Raw genomic sequence first — 16,777 nt, forward strand, 5'->3', positions numbered from 1 at the left:
AAATCCGTGCCGCCGGTTTCATGCCGGGGGCGCGGGCCCGTTATTCTTACCGAAACTCCCGAGTAATCGGGGGTTGCATGAGCCTAGGAGCCCACGTTGGCTGAGCTGCACGTCGAGCTGGTCGCAGCCGACCGCAAGGTGTGGTCCGGTGCGGCCACCATCGTCGTCGCCCGTACGGCCTCCGGTGACACCGGCATCATGCCGGGACACACCCCGGTGCTGAGCGTGCTGGAGACCGGTCCGGTCACCATCCGCACCACGGACGGCGGCACCGTCATCGCGGCGGTGCACGGCGGCTTCATCTCCTTCGCCGACAACAAGCTGTCTCTGCTCGCGGAGATCGCCGAGCTGGCGGACGAGATCGACGTCGCGCGCGCCGAGCGCGCACTGGACAAGGCCAAGTCCGACCTGGACGAGCACGCCGAGCGGCGCGCCGAGGTCCGGCTGCACGCGGCACGCGGCCTGAAGGCGCGCGCCTGATTGTGCCGGACCCCCGCCTGAGCGGGGTCGACCGACGGTCCCGGGGACGCGTGAGCGTGACCCCGGGACTGTCGTCTCAGTTGGTAGGTCAACGCGGTCGCCTGGTACGGCCGAACGGGGAACGCGGGTAGCGAGGAGGTAGGTGAGCATGGTCCTCGCCCTTGTGGTGTGTGCGGCGGTCGTGGCGCTCGGAGTGATCGGGTTGGTCGCGTTCGCGGTACGCCGCCGTGTGATCCAGCGGGTCGGCGGCACCTTCGACTGCAGTTACCGGCTCAAAATGCCCGTCGACGCCTCCACGCAGCCCGACCTCGACGAGAACGGCAAACCCACCTCGGCCCCGGTTCCCCAGACCGACGGCAAGGGGTGGGTTTTTGGTATCGGCCGGTACAGCGGCGACTCCATCGAGTGGTTCCGGGTCTTCTCCTACGCCCCGCGGCCCCGCAAGGTGCTGCCGCGCCGGGAGATCGAGGTGCTGGGCCGGCGCTACCCGGAGGGGCAGGAGGAGCTCGCCCTGCTCTCCGGCTCGGTCGTGCTGCGCTGCCTGCACGAGGGCGCCCCGCTGGAGCTCGCCATGAGCGAGGACGCGCTCACCGGCTTCCTCGCCTGGCTCGAAGCGGCCCCGCCCGGGCAGAGGGTGAACGTCGCGTAGCGGCGGACCCTCGGGGTGGGGGTCCCCCCGGCCGGAGGCTGGGGGAGGTCAACGTCGCGTAGCGGCGGACCCTCGGGGTGGGGGAGGTCAACGTCGCGCAGCGGCGTTTTCGGGGGCTAACGCCGCCTGAGCTGCCCGGCTAGGGTGGCCGCATGGTCAATCTGACGCGCATCTACACCCGTACCGGCGACGACGGCACCACGGCGCTCGGTGACATGAGCCGCACGAGCAAGACCGATCCCCGCCTGGTCGCCTACGCGGACGCGAACGAGGCCAACGCCGCGATCGGCGTGGCGATCGCGGCCGGCGCGCTGCCGGACGACGTGGTCACGGTGCTCACCCGGGTGCAGAACGACCTGTTCGACGTCGGTGCCGATCTGGCGACCCCGGTGGTGGAGGACCCCAAGTACCCGCCGCTGCGGGTCGAGCAGTCCTACATCGACAAGCTGGAGAAGGACTGCGACCACTACCTGGCGGAGCTGGAGAAGCTGCGCAGCTTCATCCTCCCCGGCGGCACCCCGGGCGCCGCGTACCTGCACCTGGCCTGCACCGTGGTGCGGCGGGCCGAGCGGGCCACCTGGGCGGCGATCGACACCCACGGGGACACCGTCAACCCGCTGACCGCCAAGTACCTCAACCGGCTGTCCGACCTGCTGTTCATCCTGGCCCGGGCCGCCAACAAGGAGCGCGGCGACGTGCTCTGGGTGCCGGGCGAGAACCGCTGAGACGACCGCGCGCGGACGCGGTGGACCGTCTCCCGTTCGGTCCACCGCATCCGCGCCCGCACCCGCCGCCGCTGTCCTAGGAGTGGCTCGCCCGCTCGGGGACGCTCCAGCCGACGATCCGCCCGTCCTCGACGATCGCGCCGGCCGGCGGCTGCTTGGGCCAGAGGGTGTAGGTGGTGGCGATGACGAGGTTCACCACCGCGGCGATGCCGAGCCGCCAGTACCACTGGTCGAACACCTCGGTCCCGGTGGCGTCGGTGAACAGCTTCAGTGCGGTGATCAGGGTGAGCGTGATCGCCACCGAGACCAGGGTGCGTCGGCAGATCGCCCACTCGTGGCGGGCGCGGGCGGTGCCGTACTTGGGCGCGGGCAGCGGCTTCGGGCCGCCGCCGAAGCGGTGCTGGAACCGTTCGTCGGCCCAACGGACCACGGACGGCCCGTAGCCGACCGAGAAGCCCAGGTAGCTCGCGGCGAGCGCGTGCGTCCAGGAGGCGGTGGCGCCGCCGTGCAGGTCGACGAAGGTGAGCAGGAACAGCGCCAGGTCGATCACGGGCAGCCCGACCAGCAGGACGGTGCTCACCTTCTGCCACCGCAGCAGGTAGCGGGCGGCCAGGCCCAGCGCGAGAACCACCCAGAAGGCGACCTCGGCGGCGAGGACAAGGGTGACGATCATGGTGCGCTCCAGTTCTCGACGACGCTCCCAGCCTCCCCGCGGCACCCCCGCGCGCGCGTCGTCGGCGAGGACGGACCGCCCTGCATCTTTCGATGTAGCGGCGCTCCTCCCGCCTCCGGAGTCGGCCGCGGGGCCGGAGATGATCTGATGGGGGCGTGCGCAGACCCACACCCACCCCACGGCAGGTCGATGCCTCGATCGCGCTGGCCGGGCTGCTCGGCGGACTGCTGCTGATCGCCTTCCAGGTCTACGACCACTCCTCGGCCATCCCCCGCTGGCAGGTCCTGCCCGCGCTGCTGGCGATGGCGGCCCTGGAACTGGTCCGGCGGACCAGGCCGATCACCATCGCCGTCCTCGGCGGGCTGGTCTTCGCCGGGAGCATCTTCTCCGGCGCCCTGCTGGCGACCACCATGATGTACACCGACCTGCTCTACGCGGCGGTGGTGTACGGGCCCCGGCGGATGTCGCCGGTCCTGCACATCAGCGGCATCGCCTCGGTCCTGGTGCTGAGCACCCTGAGCTTCGTCTACAGCGACACCGGTACGGCGGTCGCGGTGGTGGTGATCACCACCCTGGTCTTCCTGGGCCCGCTGTGGAGCGCCGACATCGTGCGCAAGCACCGGCAGGAGGCGGAGTCCCAGCGGCTGCGGGCGGAACAGACCGCGCTGCTCTCGGAGATGGACCGGCGCGAGGCGGTGGTCACCGAACGGGCGCGGATGGCACGCGAGTTGCACGACGTGGTGGCCAACCACCTGTCGGCGATCGCGATCCACGCGACCGGCGCGCAGTCGATGGCGCGGCGTCAGGGGCGGCCGGCGGACGATCCGGTGCTGGAGGTGCTCGGAGTGATCCGCGAGAACAGCGTCCAGGGTTTGGCCGAAATGCGTCGCATCGTCGGGCTGCTGCGGGACAGCGGCGGCGGCGAGGCCGACGAGTCGTACGCCGCGCCGGACCTGTCGGCGGTGGACGCGCTGCTCGCCAAGGCCCGGGCGGCCGGGCGGGACGTCGGACTGGACTTCGACCTGGCGGAGCACGGCGAGCGCGGGGTCCTGCCGGTGCCGGTCGGGCTGGCCGCGTACCGGATCGTGCAGGAGTCGCTGACCAACGCGCTCAAGCACGCCGGCCCGGGGGAGGTCCGGGTGCTGCTGGACTTCCGGGCCGAGGAGCTGCGGATCAGTGTGGACAGCCCGTTCCGGAGCGGGGCCGGGCAGGCGCTGCCGGGCGCCAGGGCGGGGCTGGTCGGCATGGCGGAACGGGCCTCGCTGCTGGGCGGCAGCTTCGAGGCCGGGCCGAGGGAGGGCAGCTGGAGCGTGCGCGCGGTGCTGCCGAGGGAGCAGGCGACGGAGGAAGGGGCGGGACGGTCATGACGATCCGGGTACTGGTCGCGGAGGACCAGGCGGCGGTCAGGGCGGCGCTGGTGATGATCCTGCGGGCCGAGCCGGACCTGGAGGTGGTCGGCCAGGCGGCGGACGGTGAGGAGGCCGTCCGGCTGGCGCTGGAGCTGCGGCCCGACGTCGTCCTGATGGACGTGCAGATGCCGCGGCTGGACGGGGTCTCGGCGACCCGCCAGGTGGTGGCGGCCGGGGCGGCGCAGGTCCTGGTGCTGACGACCTTCGACCTGGACGAGTACGTCTACGGCGCGCTGCGGGCCGGGGCGGCCGGGTTCCTGCTGAAGGACCTGGAGGCGGACGCCCTGGTCGACGGCATCCGGACGGTGGCGCGCGGGGACGGCATGCTGGCGCCCTCGGTGACCCGTCGGCTGATCGGGACCTTCGCCCGTCCGGAGCGGCAGGCCGGGCCGGAGGCCCGGGCGGCGGTGGCCGGGCTGACGCCGCGCGAGCGGGAGGTGCTGGCCTGCATCGGCGCCGGGCTGTCGAACGGTGAGATCGCCGGGCGGCTGGAGATGGCGGAGGCGACCACCAAGACCCATGTCAGCCGGATCCTGGCCAAGCTGGGGCTGCGCAGCCGGGTGCAGGCGGCGATCCTGGCCCAGGATCTCGGGCTGATGATCTGACCGGTCCGATCGATCCGATCAGCTGACCTTCTCGCATGCTCAGGTCTGTCGCAGATCACACCCCCGGATGCCACCACGGGCGCCGGATCGGCATTAAAGTCCCGCCCATGAGTGATGCGGCTCGGTGGGTGACCCCTGCCTTGAGCCGCCTTCAGGGCCCGCCCACCAGGGCGGCGACGGCATCGGGAGACCAAGCCATGAGCAGTGCGTCCAGCAAGCAGATCGCCGTGATCGGGGCCGGCCTGATGGGCGCCGGCATCGCCCAGGTCTCCGCGCAGGCCGGACACCCCGTGGTCCTGCGCGACGTGACCGAGGAGGCGCTGCGCCGGGGCCTCGACGGCATCCGCGCCTCGTACGACAAGTTCGTCTCCAAGGGCCGGCTCACCGCCGAGGACGCCGAGGCGGCGCTCGGCCGGATCACCACCACCACCGACCTCGGCGCGGTCGCCGAGGCCGACATCGTGGTCGAGGCGGTGTTCGAGCAGCTGGAGGTCAAGGAAGGCGTCTTCAGGGAGCTCGACAAGCTCGCCAAGGACGGCGCGGTGCTCGCCTCCAACACCTCCGCCATCCCGATCACCCGGATCGCCGCCGTCACCTCGCGCCCCGAGTCCGTGGTCGGCGTGCACTTCTTCTCGCCGGTGCCGCTGATGAAGCTGGTCGAGCTGGTCCGCGGCTACAAGACCAGCGACGAGACGCTGGCCACCGTCCGGGCCTTCGCCGAGGGCGTCGGCAAGGACGTCGTGGTGGTCAACCGCGACGTGGCCGGCTTCGTCACCACCCGCCTGATCACCGCCCTGGTCGTCGAGGCCGCCAAGCTCTACGAGTCGGGCGTCGCCTCCGCCGAGGACATCGACACCGCCTGCCGGCTCGGCTTCGGCCACGCGATGGGCCCGCTGGAGACCGCCGACCTGACCGGCGTGGACATCCTGCTGCACGCCGCGCGGAACATCTACAACGAGACCCAGGACGAGAAGTTCGCCGCCCCGGAGATCATGGCGCGCATGGTCACCGCCGGTGACCTGGGCCGCAAGAGCGGCCGCGGTTTCTACCCGTACCCGGGCAAGTGACCGCCGCCGGCTGAGTCGACGGACCGGACGGGCCGTGCGGTCGTGGGACCGCGCGGCCCGTTCTGCCGGGCCTGGTGAGTTTCCTCACGCCGGCGCCGCAGACGGGTGATTTGGGCGGTAATCGAGCGTAAGTGTGGAGAGTTCCTGCGTATATTCCCTCGGACGAGTGAAGTTGCTTCAGATCCGGCCGGAACCAGCAACCCGAGGGCCCGGCTCGCCGTCAGATGGATGACGGGGAACCCGGCATTCCGTCCGGGGCCGACGCGCGGGGCCGCAGGGCCCGCCCGGCGCCCGGAGCGCCACCGCCCCCGGTCCGGCACCGCCGGCGGCACCCGTACCCACCGACACCCACCCGGCCACCGACACCCGGCGGCACCGACCGTCAGGACCGGCGCCGAACCCGGTCCGCCCCGGCACGCCGGGCCCGCCCCGCGGAGGAGGAGAGCATGCGCATCACCGGCAACCACGTGGCGCTGGCCCTCGAAGGCCGCCTCGACGTGCGCACCGCCGCCGACGCGCGGGCGCGGCTGCACCAGGCCGTCGACGGCGGCCGCGGCGACCTCGTGCTCGACCTCGGCCGGCTGGAGTTCTGGGACGCCACCGGTCTGGGCGTGATCATGGGTACCCACCGCCGGGCCGGCCGGATCGGGCGCCGGCTGGTGCTCCGCTCCGTCCCGGCCCAGCTCCAGCGCCTCCTGGTGGCCACCCGGCTGCACCGCATCCTCGCCGTCGAGGGCGTCACCGTCGAACCCCTCGGCGCCACCCTGCCGGCCCTCTGACCGCCCCGGCCCGGTCCCGGGCCCCACGATCCCTTGCACCGGGCGGCCGGTGACGGTCCGACGCTGCGCGGGCGGGCGCCGATGTGCGAGAGTCTGGCGTCAGGAAACGGCCGCCGGGCCCGATTCCCGGCCGCGGACGACGCCGGCCGGTGCGGGGCGACGGCGCGAGCGTGGGGCGGAGCAGAACGTGGCACAGCCAACCGGGGACTTCCGGCAGGAGTCCGTGCGCACCCGGAACGGTGAACTCGTCTCCGGCGGACTGCTGGTGGGAGTCGGCGGCCCCGAGGGCTCCGAGGTCCGGCCGTGCCCCGAGGAATGGCGCCCCCGCCCCCGCCGGACCGGGCCTGGAGCGGCCGCCCGCGGCCCGGCCGGCGACCCCGGCGGCCAGGTCGGCCCGCTCGCGCTCGGCGCCGGCCCCGCCGACCTGCCGCTGCTCGACCGCGAGGCCGACGTCGCCCAACTGCTCGGCCTGCTCGCCGAGGGGCGCTCGATACGCCTGGTCGGCCAGGCCGGCTCCGGCCGCAGCGCCCTGCTGTCGGCCGTCGCCTCGGCCGCCGGCGACCTCGCCCCCGGCGGCGTGGTCCAGCTCCGCGGCCACCGGCGCACCGCCGCCGACCTGCTCCAGGAGCTCTTCGCCGCGACCCACCACGCCCCCGGCTTCCGCCCCGACCCCGGCCAGCTCGCCGAACACCTCGCGGGCGTCGGCGCGATCGTCGTCATCGACGAGGTCGAACCCGACGGCGCCGAGCTGGAGGCGCTGCTCGCCACCGCCCCCGACTGCGCCTTCCTGATCTCCTCCGCCGCCGACGGCCCGCTGCTCGCGGCCGACTCCCGGCTCCAGGACCACCTGGTGGCCGGTCTCTCCCGGCCCGCCTGCCTGGCCCTCGCCGCCCGGCTGGCCGGACGGCCCCTGGACGCGGCCGAGAAGGCCTGGGCGGTGGACCTCTGGTTCGAGTCGGAGGGCCTGCCGCTGCGCTTCGTCCAGGCCGCCGCGCTGCTGCGGCAGCGGGACGTCGCGGTGGACGCGCTGGTCGCCGCCGAGGAGGACCGGATGGACGTCTTCGGCGCCGTCCGGGAGCCCGTGCACGACCCCGACCCGGCGGTCCGCGAGGCGGCGCTGCGGGGCACCGTGCCGCTGCCCTCGGTCGCCGAGTCCACCCTCCCCGCCGTCCGGCTGGCCGAGGGGCTGAGCGAGACCGCGCAGGCCGTGCTGAGGCTCGCGGTGGCCCTCGGCGGCGAGTGCCCGACCGCCCCGCACCTGCCCGCCCTGATCGACGTCGGCCAGGGCGAGAGCGCGCTCGCCGAACTCGCCGACGCCGGGCTCGCGGTCTCGATCGGCGGCCACCACCGGCTCACCGCCGGGGCGCTGGAACTGCTCGCCCCGCACTGGCCGGCCCGGGACAGCGTGGACGGCGCCGCGCAGCACTTCTCCTGGTGGGTCGGGCACTCCTCGGTCTCGCTGCCGCAGATCGCCGCCGAGGCCGAGGTGGTGATCGGCGTGCTGCTCGCCGACCGGGCCGCCGGGCGGCACGACTCGGTGCGGCGGCTGGCCCGGGCGGCGGCCCCCGCGCTGGCCCTGGCGCTGCGCTGGGGGGCCTGGGAGCGGGCGCTGCGGCTCGGCCTGGAGGCGGCCCGGCGGACCGGTGCCGGGGCCGACGAGGCCTGGTTCCACCACGAGCTGGGCGTGTACGCCCTCTGTGTCCACGAACCCGGGCAGGCCGTCGTCGAGTTGGAGGCCGCGCTGACGCTGCGGTCCGCGCTCGGCGAGGTGCGCGGGGCGGCCGCGGCGCGGCGGATGCTCGACCTGCTGCGGGCCGAGGGCCGCGAGCTGTCGGCCGGGGCGCCCGCGGGCCCGGGGTCGGTCCGCCGGCCCGGTATCCGGGCCATCGCGCGGGTGCCGCTGCGGATCGGCGCCGCCGCGGCGGCCGGTCCGGGCCGGAGCAGACGGGCGGTCGTCGCCGCCTCGGCGGCGGTGCTGGCGCTGGGCGTGCTCGGGACGGCGGTCGGGCTGACGGTGACCGGGGACGAGCGGGGCAACGACCCGCACAGCAGCAGCGACGACGGCTCCACCCTGCCCGAGGCCTCGCCGCGGCCCTCCTCGCCCCGGCCGACGGCCTCCGGGGCCTCCTCGCCGGTCACCCTGCCGGCCACCGGACCGTCCGCGGCGACGGGCGGGCCGGTCCTGGAGCAGTCGGCGGCCCCTACCGTGCCGAGCGGTGGCACCACGGCCTCCCGGACGCCCTCCGGCTCGCCGTCGGCCTCGGGTTCGGCCTCGGCCTCGAAGAAGCCGAGCGGTTCGCCGAGCCCGGGGGCGAGCACCGGCACCACCCCGCCGCAGACCCAGGCCCCCAACCCGCCGCAGCCCCCCGGGGGCGGCACCGCGGGCGGTACGGGCGGCGGCACGGGCGGTGCGAGCGGGGGCGGGACCACCGGCGGGACCACCGGTGGGACCAGCGGCGGGACGACGGGTGGAACGACGGGTGGAACGACCGGGGGGGACCCCGGCCCGTCCCCGTCCACGACCTCCCCGACGGCGACCCAGCCCCCGAGCCCGACGCCTACCCCCACCGATACGACGACGACGCCGCCGGGCTCGGCGAGCCCGACGGCGTCCACTTCGGCGCCCAAGCCGACCGGTTGACCGGCCGGCCGGGGGTCAGAACAGCTTCAGCTTGTCGTCGTCGATGCCGCGCAGCCCGTCGTAGTCCAGCACCACGCAGCCGATGCCCCGGTCGGTGGCCAGCACGCGGGCCTGGGGCTTGATCTCCTGCGCGGCGAAGATGCCCTTCACCGGGGCCAGCAGCGGGTCCCGGTTGAGCAGTTCCAGGTACCGGGTGAGCTGTTCGACGCCGTCGATCTCGCCGCGCCGCTTGATCTCCACGGCGACCGTCGCGCCGTCGGAGTCGCGGCAGAGGATGTCCACCGGGCCGATCGCGGTCGGGTACTCGCGGCGGATCAACGACCAGCCGGCGCCGAGCACCTCCATCCGGTCCGCGAGCAGCTCCTGGAGATGCGCCTCGACGCCGTCCTTGATGAGCCCGGGATCCACCCCGAGTTCGTGGGAGGAATCGTGCAGCACCTCCTCCAGCGTGATGATGAGCTTCTCGCCGGCCTTGTTCTCCACCGTCCAGACCCCGTCGGCCTCCTTGAGGACGCACGGCGGGGACATCCAGTTGAGCGGCTTGTAGGCGCGGTCGTCGGCATGGATGCTGACGCTGCCGTCGGCCTTGACCAGGATGAGCCTGGTGGCGGAGGGCAGATGGGCGGAGAGCCGACCGGCATAGTCGACTGAGCAGCGGGCAATTACGAGACGCACGGTCGACCACGCTAGCCCACCGGGGCCAGTTGATGCGATTCCACGACGACGGGGTGAAGAATCCGCGAACCCCGCCACGATGGATGCCCTGCGATCCCGTCAAAGCCTGTCGGCACCCTGGCGGCCACCACCGGAGACAGCTACGGTGTGTGACGGCTTGCTTGCGGGAGCGCTGTCAACGGGGATGGAGACTTCAGATGAACGATCCGACAGGTTCCGGCCAATCCGGTGCACGGGGGCGTATTCCCGGAGGAATCCGCCGGAACCACCGGCCTGGTCCGTTGTTGGCTGCCACGCTGTCCTGAGCGGGCGGCGCCCCGGCCGCGTCCCTCGACGGACCAGCGGCGCCCCTGCCTGGGCGTGTTGCCGGAAACACGGTCGTCCGACGGCTTCACACCCGTCCGACGGTGTTCCGGACACAGACGCGCCCGCACCCTCACCCTCAGCTCTGACTTGGACTACGCATCACCGCCCGCGCGCCGCGCGGACGGACCGCGAGAGGAGAATCCATGTCGCTCGACGTCTCACCGGCCCTGCTGGAGAAGGCCGCGCGGGACGAGGTCGACGAGCGGGAGTTCGTCGACTGCGTCCGCGTCTCCCTGCCGTACGCCTGGGAGCTGATCAGCTCGCTGGTCGCCCGGGCCGAGGTCGACGGCACCGACTTCGCCGACAACCATGTACCGCCGCCCAGCGAGCAGGCCCGGGGCCAGCTCCTGCGGGCACTGGCCAGCGACGCCATCCGGGGGGCCCTGGAACGGCACTTCGGCGTCCGCCTGGCGTTCCAGAACTGTCACCGGGTGGCGGTCTTCCGGCCGTCCTCCGCCAACAAGAAGCGCTACGAGCGCTTCACCTCGGTCCGCGAGCAGCTCCTCAACCAGTCGGACGAACTCCGGGACTGTTAGTCGCCCGCTCGCCTCCGGGGCGCTCTTGTCCGGTGCCGACGGTCGGCGCTCCGATGCCCCTTCGTTCCTCAGGGGCCTCCTCGCGCTCTCCCTTTCGGCACCGGCGCGCCCCTTCGGCTCGGGGCGGGATGGGGTGGGACGGGGCGGGGGTCGCCCGCTCGCCTCCTTCGTGGGGGCTCGGGGCGGGAGTCGCCCGCTCACCCGTGCTTTCCGGGTGGCCGCCGGGTCCCTGACGGGGGCCCGGCGGCCGGGCCTCACCCCAGTTGCGGCAGGACCTCGGAGCCGATCCGGGCGATGTTGTGCAGGGTGGCCTCCCGGTCGCCGCTGCCCTCGGCCAGCAGCGCGAAGCGGCGGATGCCGGTCCGCTCGGCGGTGGCCAGCAGCCGGTCCGCGCACTGCCGGGGCGTCCCGACCGCGTGCAGGTCGCAGAGCAGCTCGGTGTACTGGCGCGGATCGCGCATCTTCCGCTCCCGGCCGTCCACCGTGCGGTGGGCGCCGAGCCCGAACTCGAACCAGCCGGGCATCGCGCCCAGCAGGGTGGCCCGCGCCGTCGAGGCGCGGTCGTCGACCTGGGCGACCCCGGCCGCGACGTGCTGGCGGGTGATCCGCCGCAGCTGCTCCTCGCCGCGCCCGGCCGCGAGCCAGGCGGAACGGTACAGCTCGAGCATGTGCAGCTTGTCCTCGTCGCCGGAGTGCATGCCCAGCAGCATCGGCAGGCCCCGCTCGGCGGCGGTGCGGACCCCGCCGGGCGAGGTGCAGGCGACCACCATCGGCGGGCCGGCCACCGGTCGGCCGGTGGCGGTGAGCTCCTCGGCGGAGCCGTCGACGTCCTGGCGCTGACGGGGGAACCGCAGCGTGCCGGTCCGTTCGTCGAGGCCCAGCCAGGCGCCGAGGTCGGGCTGCCGGGGCGGCTCGGTGGCCCGGGGCACCACGGCGACCTCGGGGAAGGTGAACTGCGGCCCGGCCGCGCCCACCCTGGTCCCGCGAAGCCAGCGCAGCAGCAGGTCGAGCCGCTCCGGGAAGCCCCGTTCGAAGGCGTCGACACCGCCGCCGAACACCTCCAGGTCGATCCACGGGCCGCCGCGCCCCACCCCGAGCGTGAAGCGTCCGTCGGAGGTGAGGTGGAGCAGTGCCGCCTGTTCGCCGAGGGCCACCGGGTGGGTGGTGGAGAGCACGCTGACCGCGGTGCCGATGCCGATCCGCCTGGTCCGGCCGAGCAGCAGCGCGGCCAGGGTGGCGGCGTTGGGGCAGACGCCGTACGGGACGAAGTGGTGCTCGGCCAGCCAGACGCTGTCGAGTCCCGCCTGTTCGGCCGCGACGGCGGCGCGCACGGTGCGGTCGAGCGCCTCCCCGTGGGTCTGGCCGGGGAACTGCGCCGAGAGCAGGAACGCGCCGACCTGGACGGGCGCGGTGTCCGCGGTGGCGGAGCCGGTCCGCCGGTCCGCCGGCAGTGGGGTGCCGGCGGCGGCCGTGACGGTGGTGGGGGTCAGCGCCGGGCCGGGTGCCGGCGGGCGGACCCCGACGGGCCGGCGGGTCTCGGCGCGGGTGCTGGTTCGGGTCATCGTGAGGCCTCCTCGGGTGCGCGCAGGGTCTGCGGGCCCCGCCTGTCCCCTCGTGAGTAGCCCATGTCATGTGCCAATGGCACGCCGAACCACCAATTTCCCAGAGAATCGGGTGGATCTCACGGGAAACAGCCGATCATCCTCCGATGCCGTGATAGTGGCCCGCCCGGGCGGTGTGCGGCCGTACGCTGGAACGGTTCCCGACACCCCGCAGAGAGGTAGCCCGACGTGTCGCCCCGACGCAACCGGATCAAGAGCGCCGCCGAACCGGACCGGGCGGAGCCGGCCGCCCCGATGGGCAGCTCGATGCGCCGGACCGAGAGCTACCAGGGCGACGACTGGGTGGTGCAGACGGTCGCCGGGACGGCCGGGCGGCACTACCGCTGCCCGGGCTGCGACCAGGAGATCCCGCCCGGGACGGGGCACTTGGTGGCGTGGCCGCTGCACGGCGCGGGCGTGGACGACCGGCGGCACTGGCACCGGGCCTGCTGGGGCGCGCGGGAGCGCCGGGCCTCGAACCTGCTCCGGGGCCGGGGCGCTCCCCGCTACTGACCTCCACCGGCCCGCGCGGACCGGTTCCGGCCCCCCGGGCTCAGGCGTCGCGGTTCTTCAGCACCAGCGCGCCGCCGGCCAGCGCGGCGACCGTCCAGGCCAGGCAGATCAGGAAGCCCGCCCACGGCCCGTACGGCTGGCCGCTCTGCTCGTAGACCAGCAGCATCCGGGAGCCCGCGTAGTCGGGGAAGTAGTGGGCGACGGTCTTGGCGCCCGGCACCGCCGAGAGGATCGGCGAGAGCAGGAAGAAGAACGGCACCAGCACGCCCAGCGCGAGGGTCTGGTTGTGCAGCATCGTGGTGACGCCGGCCGAGAAGAGGCACAGCATCGTGAGGTAGAGCGCGGCGCCGAACACCGCGCGCAGCACGTTCGGCTCGCCGAGCGAGGTGGAGTGGTCGCCGAGCAGCGCCTGGCCGGTGAAGAAGGTCAGGAAGGCCGTCACCAGCGAGACGGCCAGGGCGAGCCCCCCGAGCACCACGGCCTTGCCGGTGAGCAGGGTGCCGCGCTGCGGGACGGCCGCCAGGGTGACCCGGATCATTCCGCTGCTGTACTCGTTCCCGATCGCCAGTACGCCGAAGACGATGATGGCCAGCTCGCCCAGGAGGATGCCGGAGAAGGCGGTGCCGGTGGCGTCGAACGGGGTGTTGTCGCTGCGGAACTCCTCGAAGTTGTTGTTGGTCAGCAGCGACAGCAGGGCACCGACGCCGAGGGTGACCACGAAGGTCAGCGCGAGGGTCCAGATCGTCGAGCGGACGCTGCGGATCTTGGTCCACTCGGAGCGCAGGACCGCGGGGAAGGACGCCATCTCAGTTCTCCTCCGTGCCGGTGGCGGCCGGCTGTCCCGCCGCCCCGCCCTTCCAGTCGGCGCCCCAGACGCCGGGTGCGCCGGCCGCGTCCCGGCCCGGCCCGTCGCCGGCGTGGTACTCCACCGCGTCGGCCGTCATCTGCATGAACGCCTCCTCCAACGAGGCCTGCTGCGGGCTGAGTTCGTGCAGCACCACGCCGTTCGCGGCGGCCAGCTCGCCGAGCGCGGCGAGGTCGCCGTCGACCACCTCGACCGAGCCCGTCGGGCCCGCCTCGTGCCGCAGCCCGGCGCCGGCCAGCGCGTCGAGCAGCCGCTCGGGCTGCGGGCTGCGCAGCCGGACGGCGGAGCGGGAGTTGCGCCGGATGAATTCGGCCATCGGCAGGTCGGCCAGCAGCCGGCCCCGGCCGATGACCACCAGGTGGTCCGCGGTGACGGCCATCTCGCTCATCAGGTGGGAGGAGACGAAGACGGTCCGGCCCTCGGCGGCGAGGCGCTTCATGAGGTTGCGGATCCAGAGGATGCCCTCCGGGTCGAGCCCGTTGACCGGTTCGTCGAACATCACGATCTCCGGGTCCCCGAGCAGCGCGCAGGCGATGCCGAGGCGCTGGCCCATGCCGAGCGAGAAGCCCCGGGCCCGCTTGCGGGCGACCGGGGTGAGGCCGACCAGGGAGAGCGCCTCGTCCACCCGGCGCTCGGGGATCCGGTTGCTCTGGGCGAGCCAGAGCAGGTGGTCCCGGGCGGTGCGGCCGGGGTGGACGGCCTTGGCCTCCAGCAGCGCGCCGATGTACTTGAGCGGTTCGCTCAGCTGTCCGTACCTCCTGCCGTCGATGGTGACCCGGCCGCCGGTGGGGCGGTCGAGGTCGAGGATCATGCGCATCGTGGTGGACTTCCCGGCACCGTTGGGCCCCAGGAACCCGGTGACCACGCCCTGCGGCACCTTGAAGCTCAGCCGGTCGACGGCCAGGGTCGAGCCGTAACGTTTGGTCAGGTCGTGCAACTCGATCATCGCTGCTCCCTTACTCTCCGTCAGGCTATGACAAAGCGGACAAGGTGGCCCGCTGAGTGGGCCCGCCGGGCGCACCGGAATACGGTGGCCCCATGACCCAGCTCCCCTCCGCAGTGTCGGTCCGCGAGAGCGGTACCGGAACTCCCCTCGTGCTGCTGCACGCCTTTCCGCTCAGTGCCGCCATGTGGTCCGCCCAACTGGAGACGCTGCCCGGTCCGACCGGGGACCGGGCCCGGGTGGTGGCCCCGGACCAGCGCGGCTTCGGCGGTGCCGGGCTGGGCTCCGAGGAGCCCTCGCTGGACACCGTCGCCGACGACGTGGCCCGACTGCTGGACGCCGCCGGGATCGACCGGGCGGTGCTCGGCGGGCTCTCCATGGGCGGCTACGTGGCGCTGGCCTTCGCCGAGCGCCACCCCGACCGGCTGGCGGGCCTGCTGCTGGCCAATACCAAGGCCACCGCCGACCCCGAGGCGGCCAGGACCAACCGGGAGCGGATCGCCGCCGCGGTGCTGGCCCGGGACAGCGTGCGGCTGCTGCTCGACGAGCGGACGGCGGCCGGCCAGCTCGGGCCGGACTCCCAGCACCTGGTGGGCCGGGTGGAGGCGATGATCGCCGCCGCCCCGCCGGCCACCGTCGCCTGGGCGCAGCGGGCCATGGCGGCCCGTCCGGAGCGGCTGGACGTCCTGGCCGGGGTGCGGGTGCCGGCCGCCGTGCTGGCGGGCGCGGAGGACGCCCTGATGCCCGTCGGCGAGGCCGAGCTGATGGCACGGGCCCTGCCGGACGCCGAGCTGACCGTGCTGCCCCGGGTGGGGCACCTGAGCGCGATCGAGGCACCGGAGGCCTTCGACGCGGTCGTGCGCCGGCTGCTGGAGCGGGTGGTGGCGGCGGGATGAGGGAGGAACCTGGGGAGGCCGGCGGCTGGGACTTCTCCGCCCTGGAGGTGACCGGCCGGATCCCGTTGACGAACCGGGGCGAGGGGCTGCTCGAACTGACCCTGGAGCCGCTGGGCGAGGACTACTGGATGCGCCCGGGGGAGACGTTCATCGTCACCTCGTACGGCGACTACGGACCGGGGCACCCGTTCGAGGTGCAGTACTGGCCGGACTCGGTGTCGGTCTGGTGCACCTCGTGGTTCGGCACCGTCTCGGACGACGAGGGCAACCAGCTGAGCCACGGCCACCAGCGGCCCGACGGCGCCTACCCGCGCTACGGGCTGTCGGACAACTCCTGAAGCCCGTGCCGGGAAAGCCGGACGGCCCCCGCCCGGGAGGGGCGGGGGCCGTCGTGGCTCGCGGGGTGCGTCAGCGCGACTGCTGGGCGGGCACGCCCATGGTGTCGTCGTTCGGCAGCGAGGCGGCGGCCACGGCCGCGCCGGTCAGCGTCGCCAGCATCTCGCGGACGTTGGTCAGCTGGGCGTTGATGCTGTCGCGGCGGTTGGTGAGCGCCGCCAGCTCGCGCTCGGACTCGCTGCGGATGCGGTCGGCCTTGGCGTTGGCGTCGGCCACGATGTCCTCGGACTGGCGCTGGGCCGTCTCGACGGTCTGGCGGGCGCGGCGCTCGGCGTCGGTGCGCAGCTTCTCGGCCTCCAGGCGCAGCTGCTCGGCCCGGTGCTCGATCTCGGCCAGCCGCTTCTCGGCCTTGGCCTGACGGGCGGCCAGGTCGCGCTCGGACTGCTCGCGGCGCTTCGCCAGGTTGGTCTCGAACTCCAGCGCGGCCTGGGCGGCCTTGGTGCGGGTCTCCTCGAAGAGGGCGTCCGCCTCCTCGCGCTTGTTCTGCGCGTCCTTGTTGGCCTCGGCGCGCAGCTGGGCGGAGTCGCTCTTGGCCTTGTCGACGATCCGCAGACCCTCGTCCTCCGCCTTGGCCTTGCGGTCCTTGGCGTAGTTCTCGGCCTCGGTGCGGACCTGCTGGGCGGCGGCCTCGGCGAGCTCGCGGTGCTGCTCGGCGGCGCGGTGCGCCTCCTCGCGCAGGTCCTTGGCCTCCTCCTCGGCGAGGCGCAGGATCTTCTCGACCCGGGCGCCGAGACCGGCGTACGACGGCTCCGCCTCGGCGACCGCCGCCTGGGCGGTCTGGGTCTCCAGGTGGAGCTCCTCGATGCGCTTCTCGAGTGCGCTGATCCGGGTCAAGGCACTGTCACGGTCGGCCACCAGCTTGGTGATCCGCTCGTCGACCTGGGCACGCTCGTACCCACGGCGCACCAGGTCGAAGCCGTGAGGGGAGTGACTGTCGCTCATGGGGTTCTGGGCTTCC

The 16,777-nt window shown here is 73.8% G+C and carries 18 protein-coding genes; 12 read left to right on the top strand and 6 right to left on the bottom strand.

Annotated features, from left to right (window positions below; all coding sequences use genetic code 11):
- Positions 1-96: 96 nt before the first annotated feature.
- The 3 genes from ACW14Y_RS26065 (at position 97) to ACW14Y_RS26075 (ending at position 1,854) form a co-directional block, all read left to right on the top strand.
- On the top strand, positions 97-480 hold the full coding sequence (locus ACW14Y_RS26065; protein WP_266271507.1) for a F0F1 ATP synthase subunit epsilon: 384 nt from the start codon (positions 97-99) through the stop codon (positions 478-480).
- Positions 481-628: 148 nt separating this feature from the next.
- Positions 629-1,129 (top strand): DUF2550 domain-containing protein, encoded by a 501-nt coding sequence (locus ACW14Y_RS26070; RefSeq protein ID WP_030392779.1) that lies wholly within the window; start codon positions 629-631, stop codon positions 1,127-1,129.
- Between the two features lie 152 nt (positions 1,130-1,281).
- On the top strand, positions 1,282-1,854 hold the full coding sequence (locus ACW14Y_RS26075) for a cob(I)yrinic acid a,c-diamide adenosyltransferase (RefSeq protein ID WP_380300472.1): 573 nt from the start codon (positions 1,282-1,284) through the stop codon (positions 1,852-1,854).
- Positions 1,855-1,930: 76 nt separating this feature from the next.
- On the opposite strand, the gene ACW14Y_RS26080 is transcribed toward ACW14Y_RS26075, so the two are convergent.
- Positions 1,931-2,527, bottom strand: a complete 597-nt coding sequence (locus ACW14Y_RS26080; protein WP_380300471.1) for a hypothetical protein — start codon at positions 2,525-2,527, stop codon at positions 1,931-1,933.
- A gap of 155 nt (positions 2,528-2,682) precedes the next feature.
- On the opposite strand from ACW14Y_RS26080, the gene ACW14Y_RS26085 reads away from it, so the two are divergent.
- The 5 genes from ACW14Y_RS26085 to ACW14Y_RS26105 all read left to right on the top strand — a co-directional run bounded on the left by ACW14Y_RS26085 (position 2,683) and on the right by ACW14Y_RS26105 (position 9,028).
- Entirely contained in the window at positions 2,683-3,894 is a 1,212-nt protein-coding gene (locus ACW14Y_RS26085; protein ID WP_380387676.1) for a sensor histidine kinase, read from the top strand.
- Positions 3,891-4,541, top strand: coding sequence for a response regulator (locus ACW14Y_RS26090; RefSeq protein ID WP_380300469.1), 651 nt, complete (start codon positions 3,891-3,893; stop codon positions 4,539-4,541). The genes ACW14Y_RS26085 and ACW14Y_RS26090 overlap by 4 nt, the downstream gene beginning before the upstream one ends.
- Positions 4,542-4,738: 197 nt before the next feature.
- A complete protein-coding gene (locus ACW14Y_RS26095) occupies positions 4,739-5,608 on the top strand; it encodes a 3-hydroxyacyl-CoA dehydrogenase family protein (protein WP_266271512.1) in 870 nt (289 codons plus the stop codon).
- 446 nt (positions 5,609-6,054) lie between these two features.
- On the top strand, positions 6,055-6,387 hold the full coding sequence (locus ACW14Y_RS26100) for an STAS domain-containing protein (RefSeq protein WP_380300468.1): 333 nt from the start codon (positions 6,055-6,057) through the stop codon (positions 6,385-6,387).
- 187 nt (positions 6,388-6,574) lie between these two features.
- Complete coding sequence (locus tag ACW14Y_RS26105) at positions 6,575-9,028, top strand: ATP-binding protein (RefSeq protein WP_456983634.1); 2,454 nt, start codon at positions 6,575-6,577, stop codon at positions 9,026-9,028.
- A 15-nt stretch (positions 9,029-9,043) separates the two neighbouring features.
- Here the strand turns inward: ACW14Y_RS26105 and nucS are convergent, their stop codons facing one another.
- Positions 9,044-9,703, bottom strand: coding sequence for an endonuclease NucS (gene nucS, locus ACW14Y_RS26110; RefSeq protein ID WP_045941615.1), 660 nt, complete (start codon positions 9,701-9,703; stop codon positions 9,044-9,046).
- Between the two features lie 509 nt (positions 9,704-10,212).
- On the opposite strand from nucS, the gene ACW14Y_RS26115 reads away from it, so the two are divergent.
- On the top strand, positions 10,213-10,605 hold the full coding sequence (locus ACW14Y_RS26115) for an SCO5389 family protein (protein ID WP_030392770.1): 393 nt from the start codon (positions 10,213-10,215) through the stop codon (positions 10,603-10,605).
- Positions 10,606-10,859: 254 nt separating this feature from the next.
- On the opposite strand, the gene ACW14Y_RS26120 is transcribed toward ACW14Y_RS26115, so the two are convergent.
- The gene (locus ACW14Y_RS26120; RefSeq protein WP_380300466.1) at positions 10,860-12,167 is read right to left on the bottom strand and encodes an LLM class flavin-dependent oxidoreductase; all 1,308 of its coding nucleotides are present in this window, start codon (positions 12,165-12,167) and stop codon (positions 10,860-10,862) included.
- A gap of 228 nt (positions 12,168-12,395) precedes the next feature.
- Here ACW14Y_RS26120 and ACW14Y_RS26125 point away from each other — a divergent pair, with 228 nt between their 5' ends.
- A complete protein-coding gene (locus ACW14Y_RS26125) occupies positions 12,396-12,719 on the top strand; it encodes a hypothetical protein (protein WP_030392768.1) in 324 nt (107 codons plus the stop codon).
- Positions 12,720-12,759: 40 nt separating this feature from the next.
- On the opposite strand, the gene ACW14Y_RS26130 is transcribed toward ACW14Y_RS26125, so the two are convergent.
- Together ACW14Y_RS26130 and ACW14Y_RS26135 are read right to left on the bottom strand one after the other, a co-directional pair.
- Positions 12,760-13,524: an ABC transporter permease subunit gene (locus ACW14Y_RS26130; protein ID WP_380300464.1), complete on the bottom strand. Its 765-nt coding sequence runs from the start codon at positions 13,522-13,524 to the stop codon at positions 12,760-12,762.
- A 1-nt stretch (position 13,525) separates the two neighbouring features.
- Positions 13,526-14,530, bottom strand: a complete 1,005-nt coding sequence (locus ACW14Y_RS26135; RefSeq protein WP_380300463.1) for an ABC transporter ATP-binding protein — start codon at positions 14,528-14,530, stop codon at positions 13,526-13,528.
- 92 nt (positions 14,531-14,622) lie between these two features.
- Between ACW14Y_RS26135 and ACW14Y_RS26140 the strand changes: the two genes are divergently transcribed.
- Both ACW14Y_RS26140 and ACW14Y_RS26145 read left to right on the top strand, forming a co-directional pair.
- A complete protein-coding gene (locus ACW14Y_RS26140; RefSeq protein ID WP_380300462.1) occupies positions 14,623-15,423 on the top strand; it encodes an alpha/beta fold hydrolase in 801 nt (266 codons plus the stop codon).
- The gene (locus ACW14Y_RS26145) at positions 15,420-15,761 is read left to right on the top strand and encodes a hypothetical protein (RefSeq protein ID WP_380300461.1); all 342 of its coding nucleotides are present in this window, start codon (positions 15,420-15,422) and stop codon (positions 15,759-15,761) included. The genes ACW14Y_RS26140 and ACW14Y_RS26145 overlap by 4 nt, the downstream gene beginning before the upstream one ends.
- Positions 15,762-15,831: 70 nt before the next feature.
- Here ACW14Y_RS26145 and ACW14Y_RS26150 read toward each other — a convergent pair whose 3' ends face one another.
- The gene (locus ACW14Y_RS26150) at positions 15,832-16,761 is read right to left on the bottom strand and encodes a coiled-coil domain-containing protein (RefSeq protein WP_030302799.1); all 930 of its coding nucleotides are present in this window, start codon (positions 16,759-16,761) and stop codon (positions 15,832-15,834) included.
- Between the last annotated feature and the right edge of the window lie 16 nt (positions 16,762-16,777).

The organism is Kitasatospora sp. cg17-2 (assembly GCF_054031055.1).

Bases quoted from the DNA above. Each gene is read 5' to 3' on its own strand.
- ACW14Y_RS26070 (WP_030392779.1), top strand. From the start codon at position 629: ATGGTCCTCGCCCTTGTGGTGTGTGCGGCGGTCGTGGCGCTCGGAGTG.
- ACW14Y_RS26075 (WP_380300472.1), top strand. From the start codon at position 1,282: ATGGTCAATCTGACGCGCATCTACACCCGTACCGGCGACGACGGCACC.
- ACW14Y_RS26080 (WP_380300471.1), bottom strand. From the start codon at position 2,527: ATGATCGTCACCCTTGTCCTCGCCGCCGAGGTCGCCTTCTGGGTGGTT.
- ACW14Y_RS26090 (WP_380300469.1), top strand. From the start codon at position 3,891: ATGACGATCCGGGTACTGGTCGCGGAGGACCAGGCGGCGGTCAGGGCG.
- ACW14Y_RS26095 (WP_266271512.1), top strand. From the start codon at position 4,739: ATGAGCAGTGCGTCCAGCAAGCAGATCGCCGTGATCGGGGCCGGCCTG.
- ACW14Y_RS26100 (WP_380300468.1), top strand. From the start codon at position 6,055: ATGCGCATCACCGGCAACCACGTGGCGCTGGCCCTCGAAGGCCGCCTC.
- ACW14Y_RS26115 (WP_030392770.1), top strand. From the start codon at position 10,213: ATGTCGCTCGACGTCTCACCGGCCCTGCTGGAGAAGGCCGCGCGGGAC.
- ACW14Y_RS26120 (WP_380300466.1), bottom strand. From the start codon at position 12,167: ATGACCCGAACCAGCACCCGCGCCGAGACCCGCCGGCCCGTCGGGGTC.
- ACW14Y_RS26130 (WP_380300464.1), bottom strand. From the start codon at position 13,524: ATGGCGTCCTTCCCCGCGGTCCTGCGCTCCGAGTGGACCAAGATCCGC.
- ACW14Y_RS26135 (WP_380300463.1), bottom strand. From the start codon at position 14,530: ATGATCGAGTTGCACGACCTGACCAAACGTTACGGCTCGACCCTGGCC.
- ACW14Y_RS26140 (WP_380300462.1), top strand. From the start codon at position 14,623: ATGACCCAGCTCCCCTCCGCAGTGTCGGTCCGCGAGAGCGGTACCGGA.
- ACW14Y_RS26145 (WP_380300461.1), top strand. From the start codon at position 15,420: ATGAGGGAGGAACCTGGGGAGGCCGGCGGCTGGGACTTCTCCGCCCTG.
- ACW14Y_RS26150 (WP_030302799.1), bottom strand. From the start codon at position 16,761: ATGAGCGACAGTCACTCCCCTCACGGCTTCGACCTGGTGCGCCGTGGG.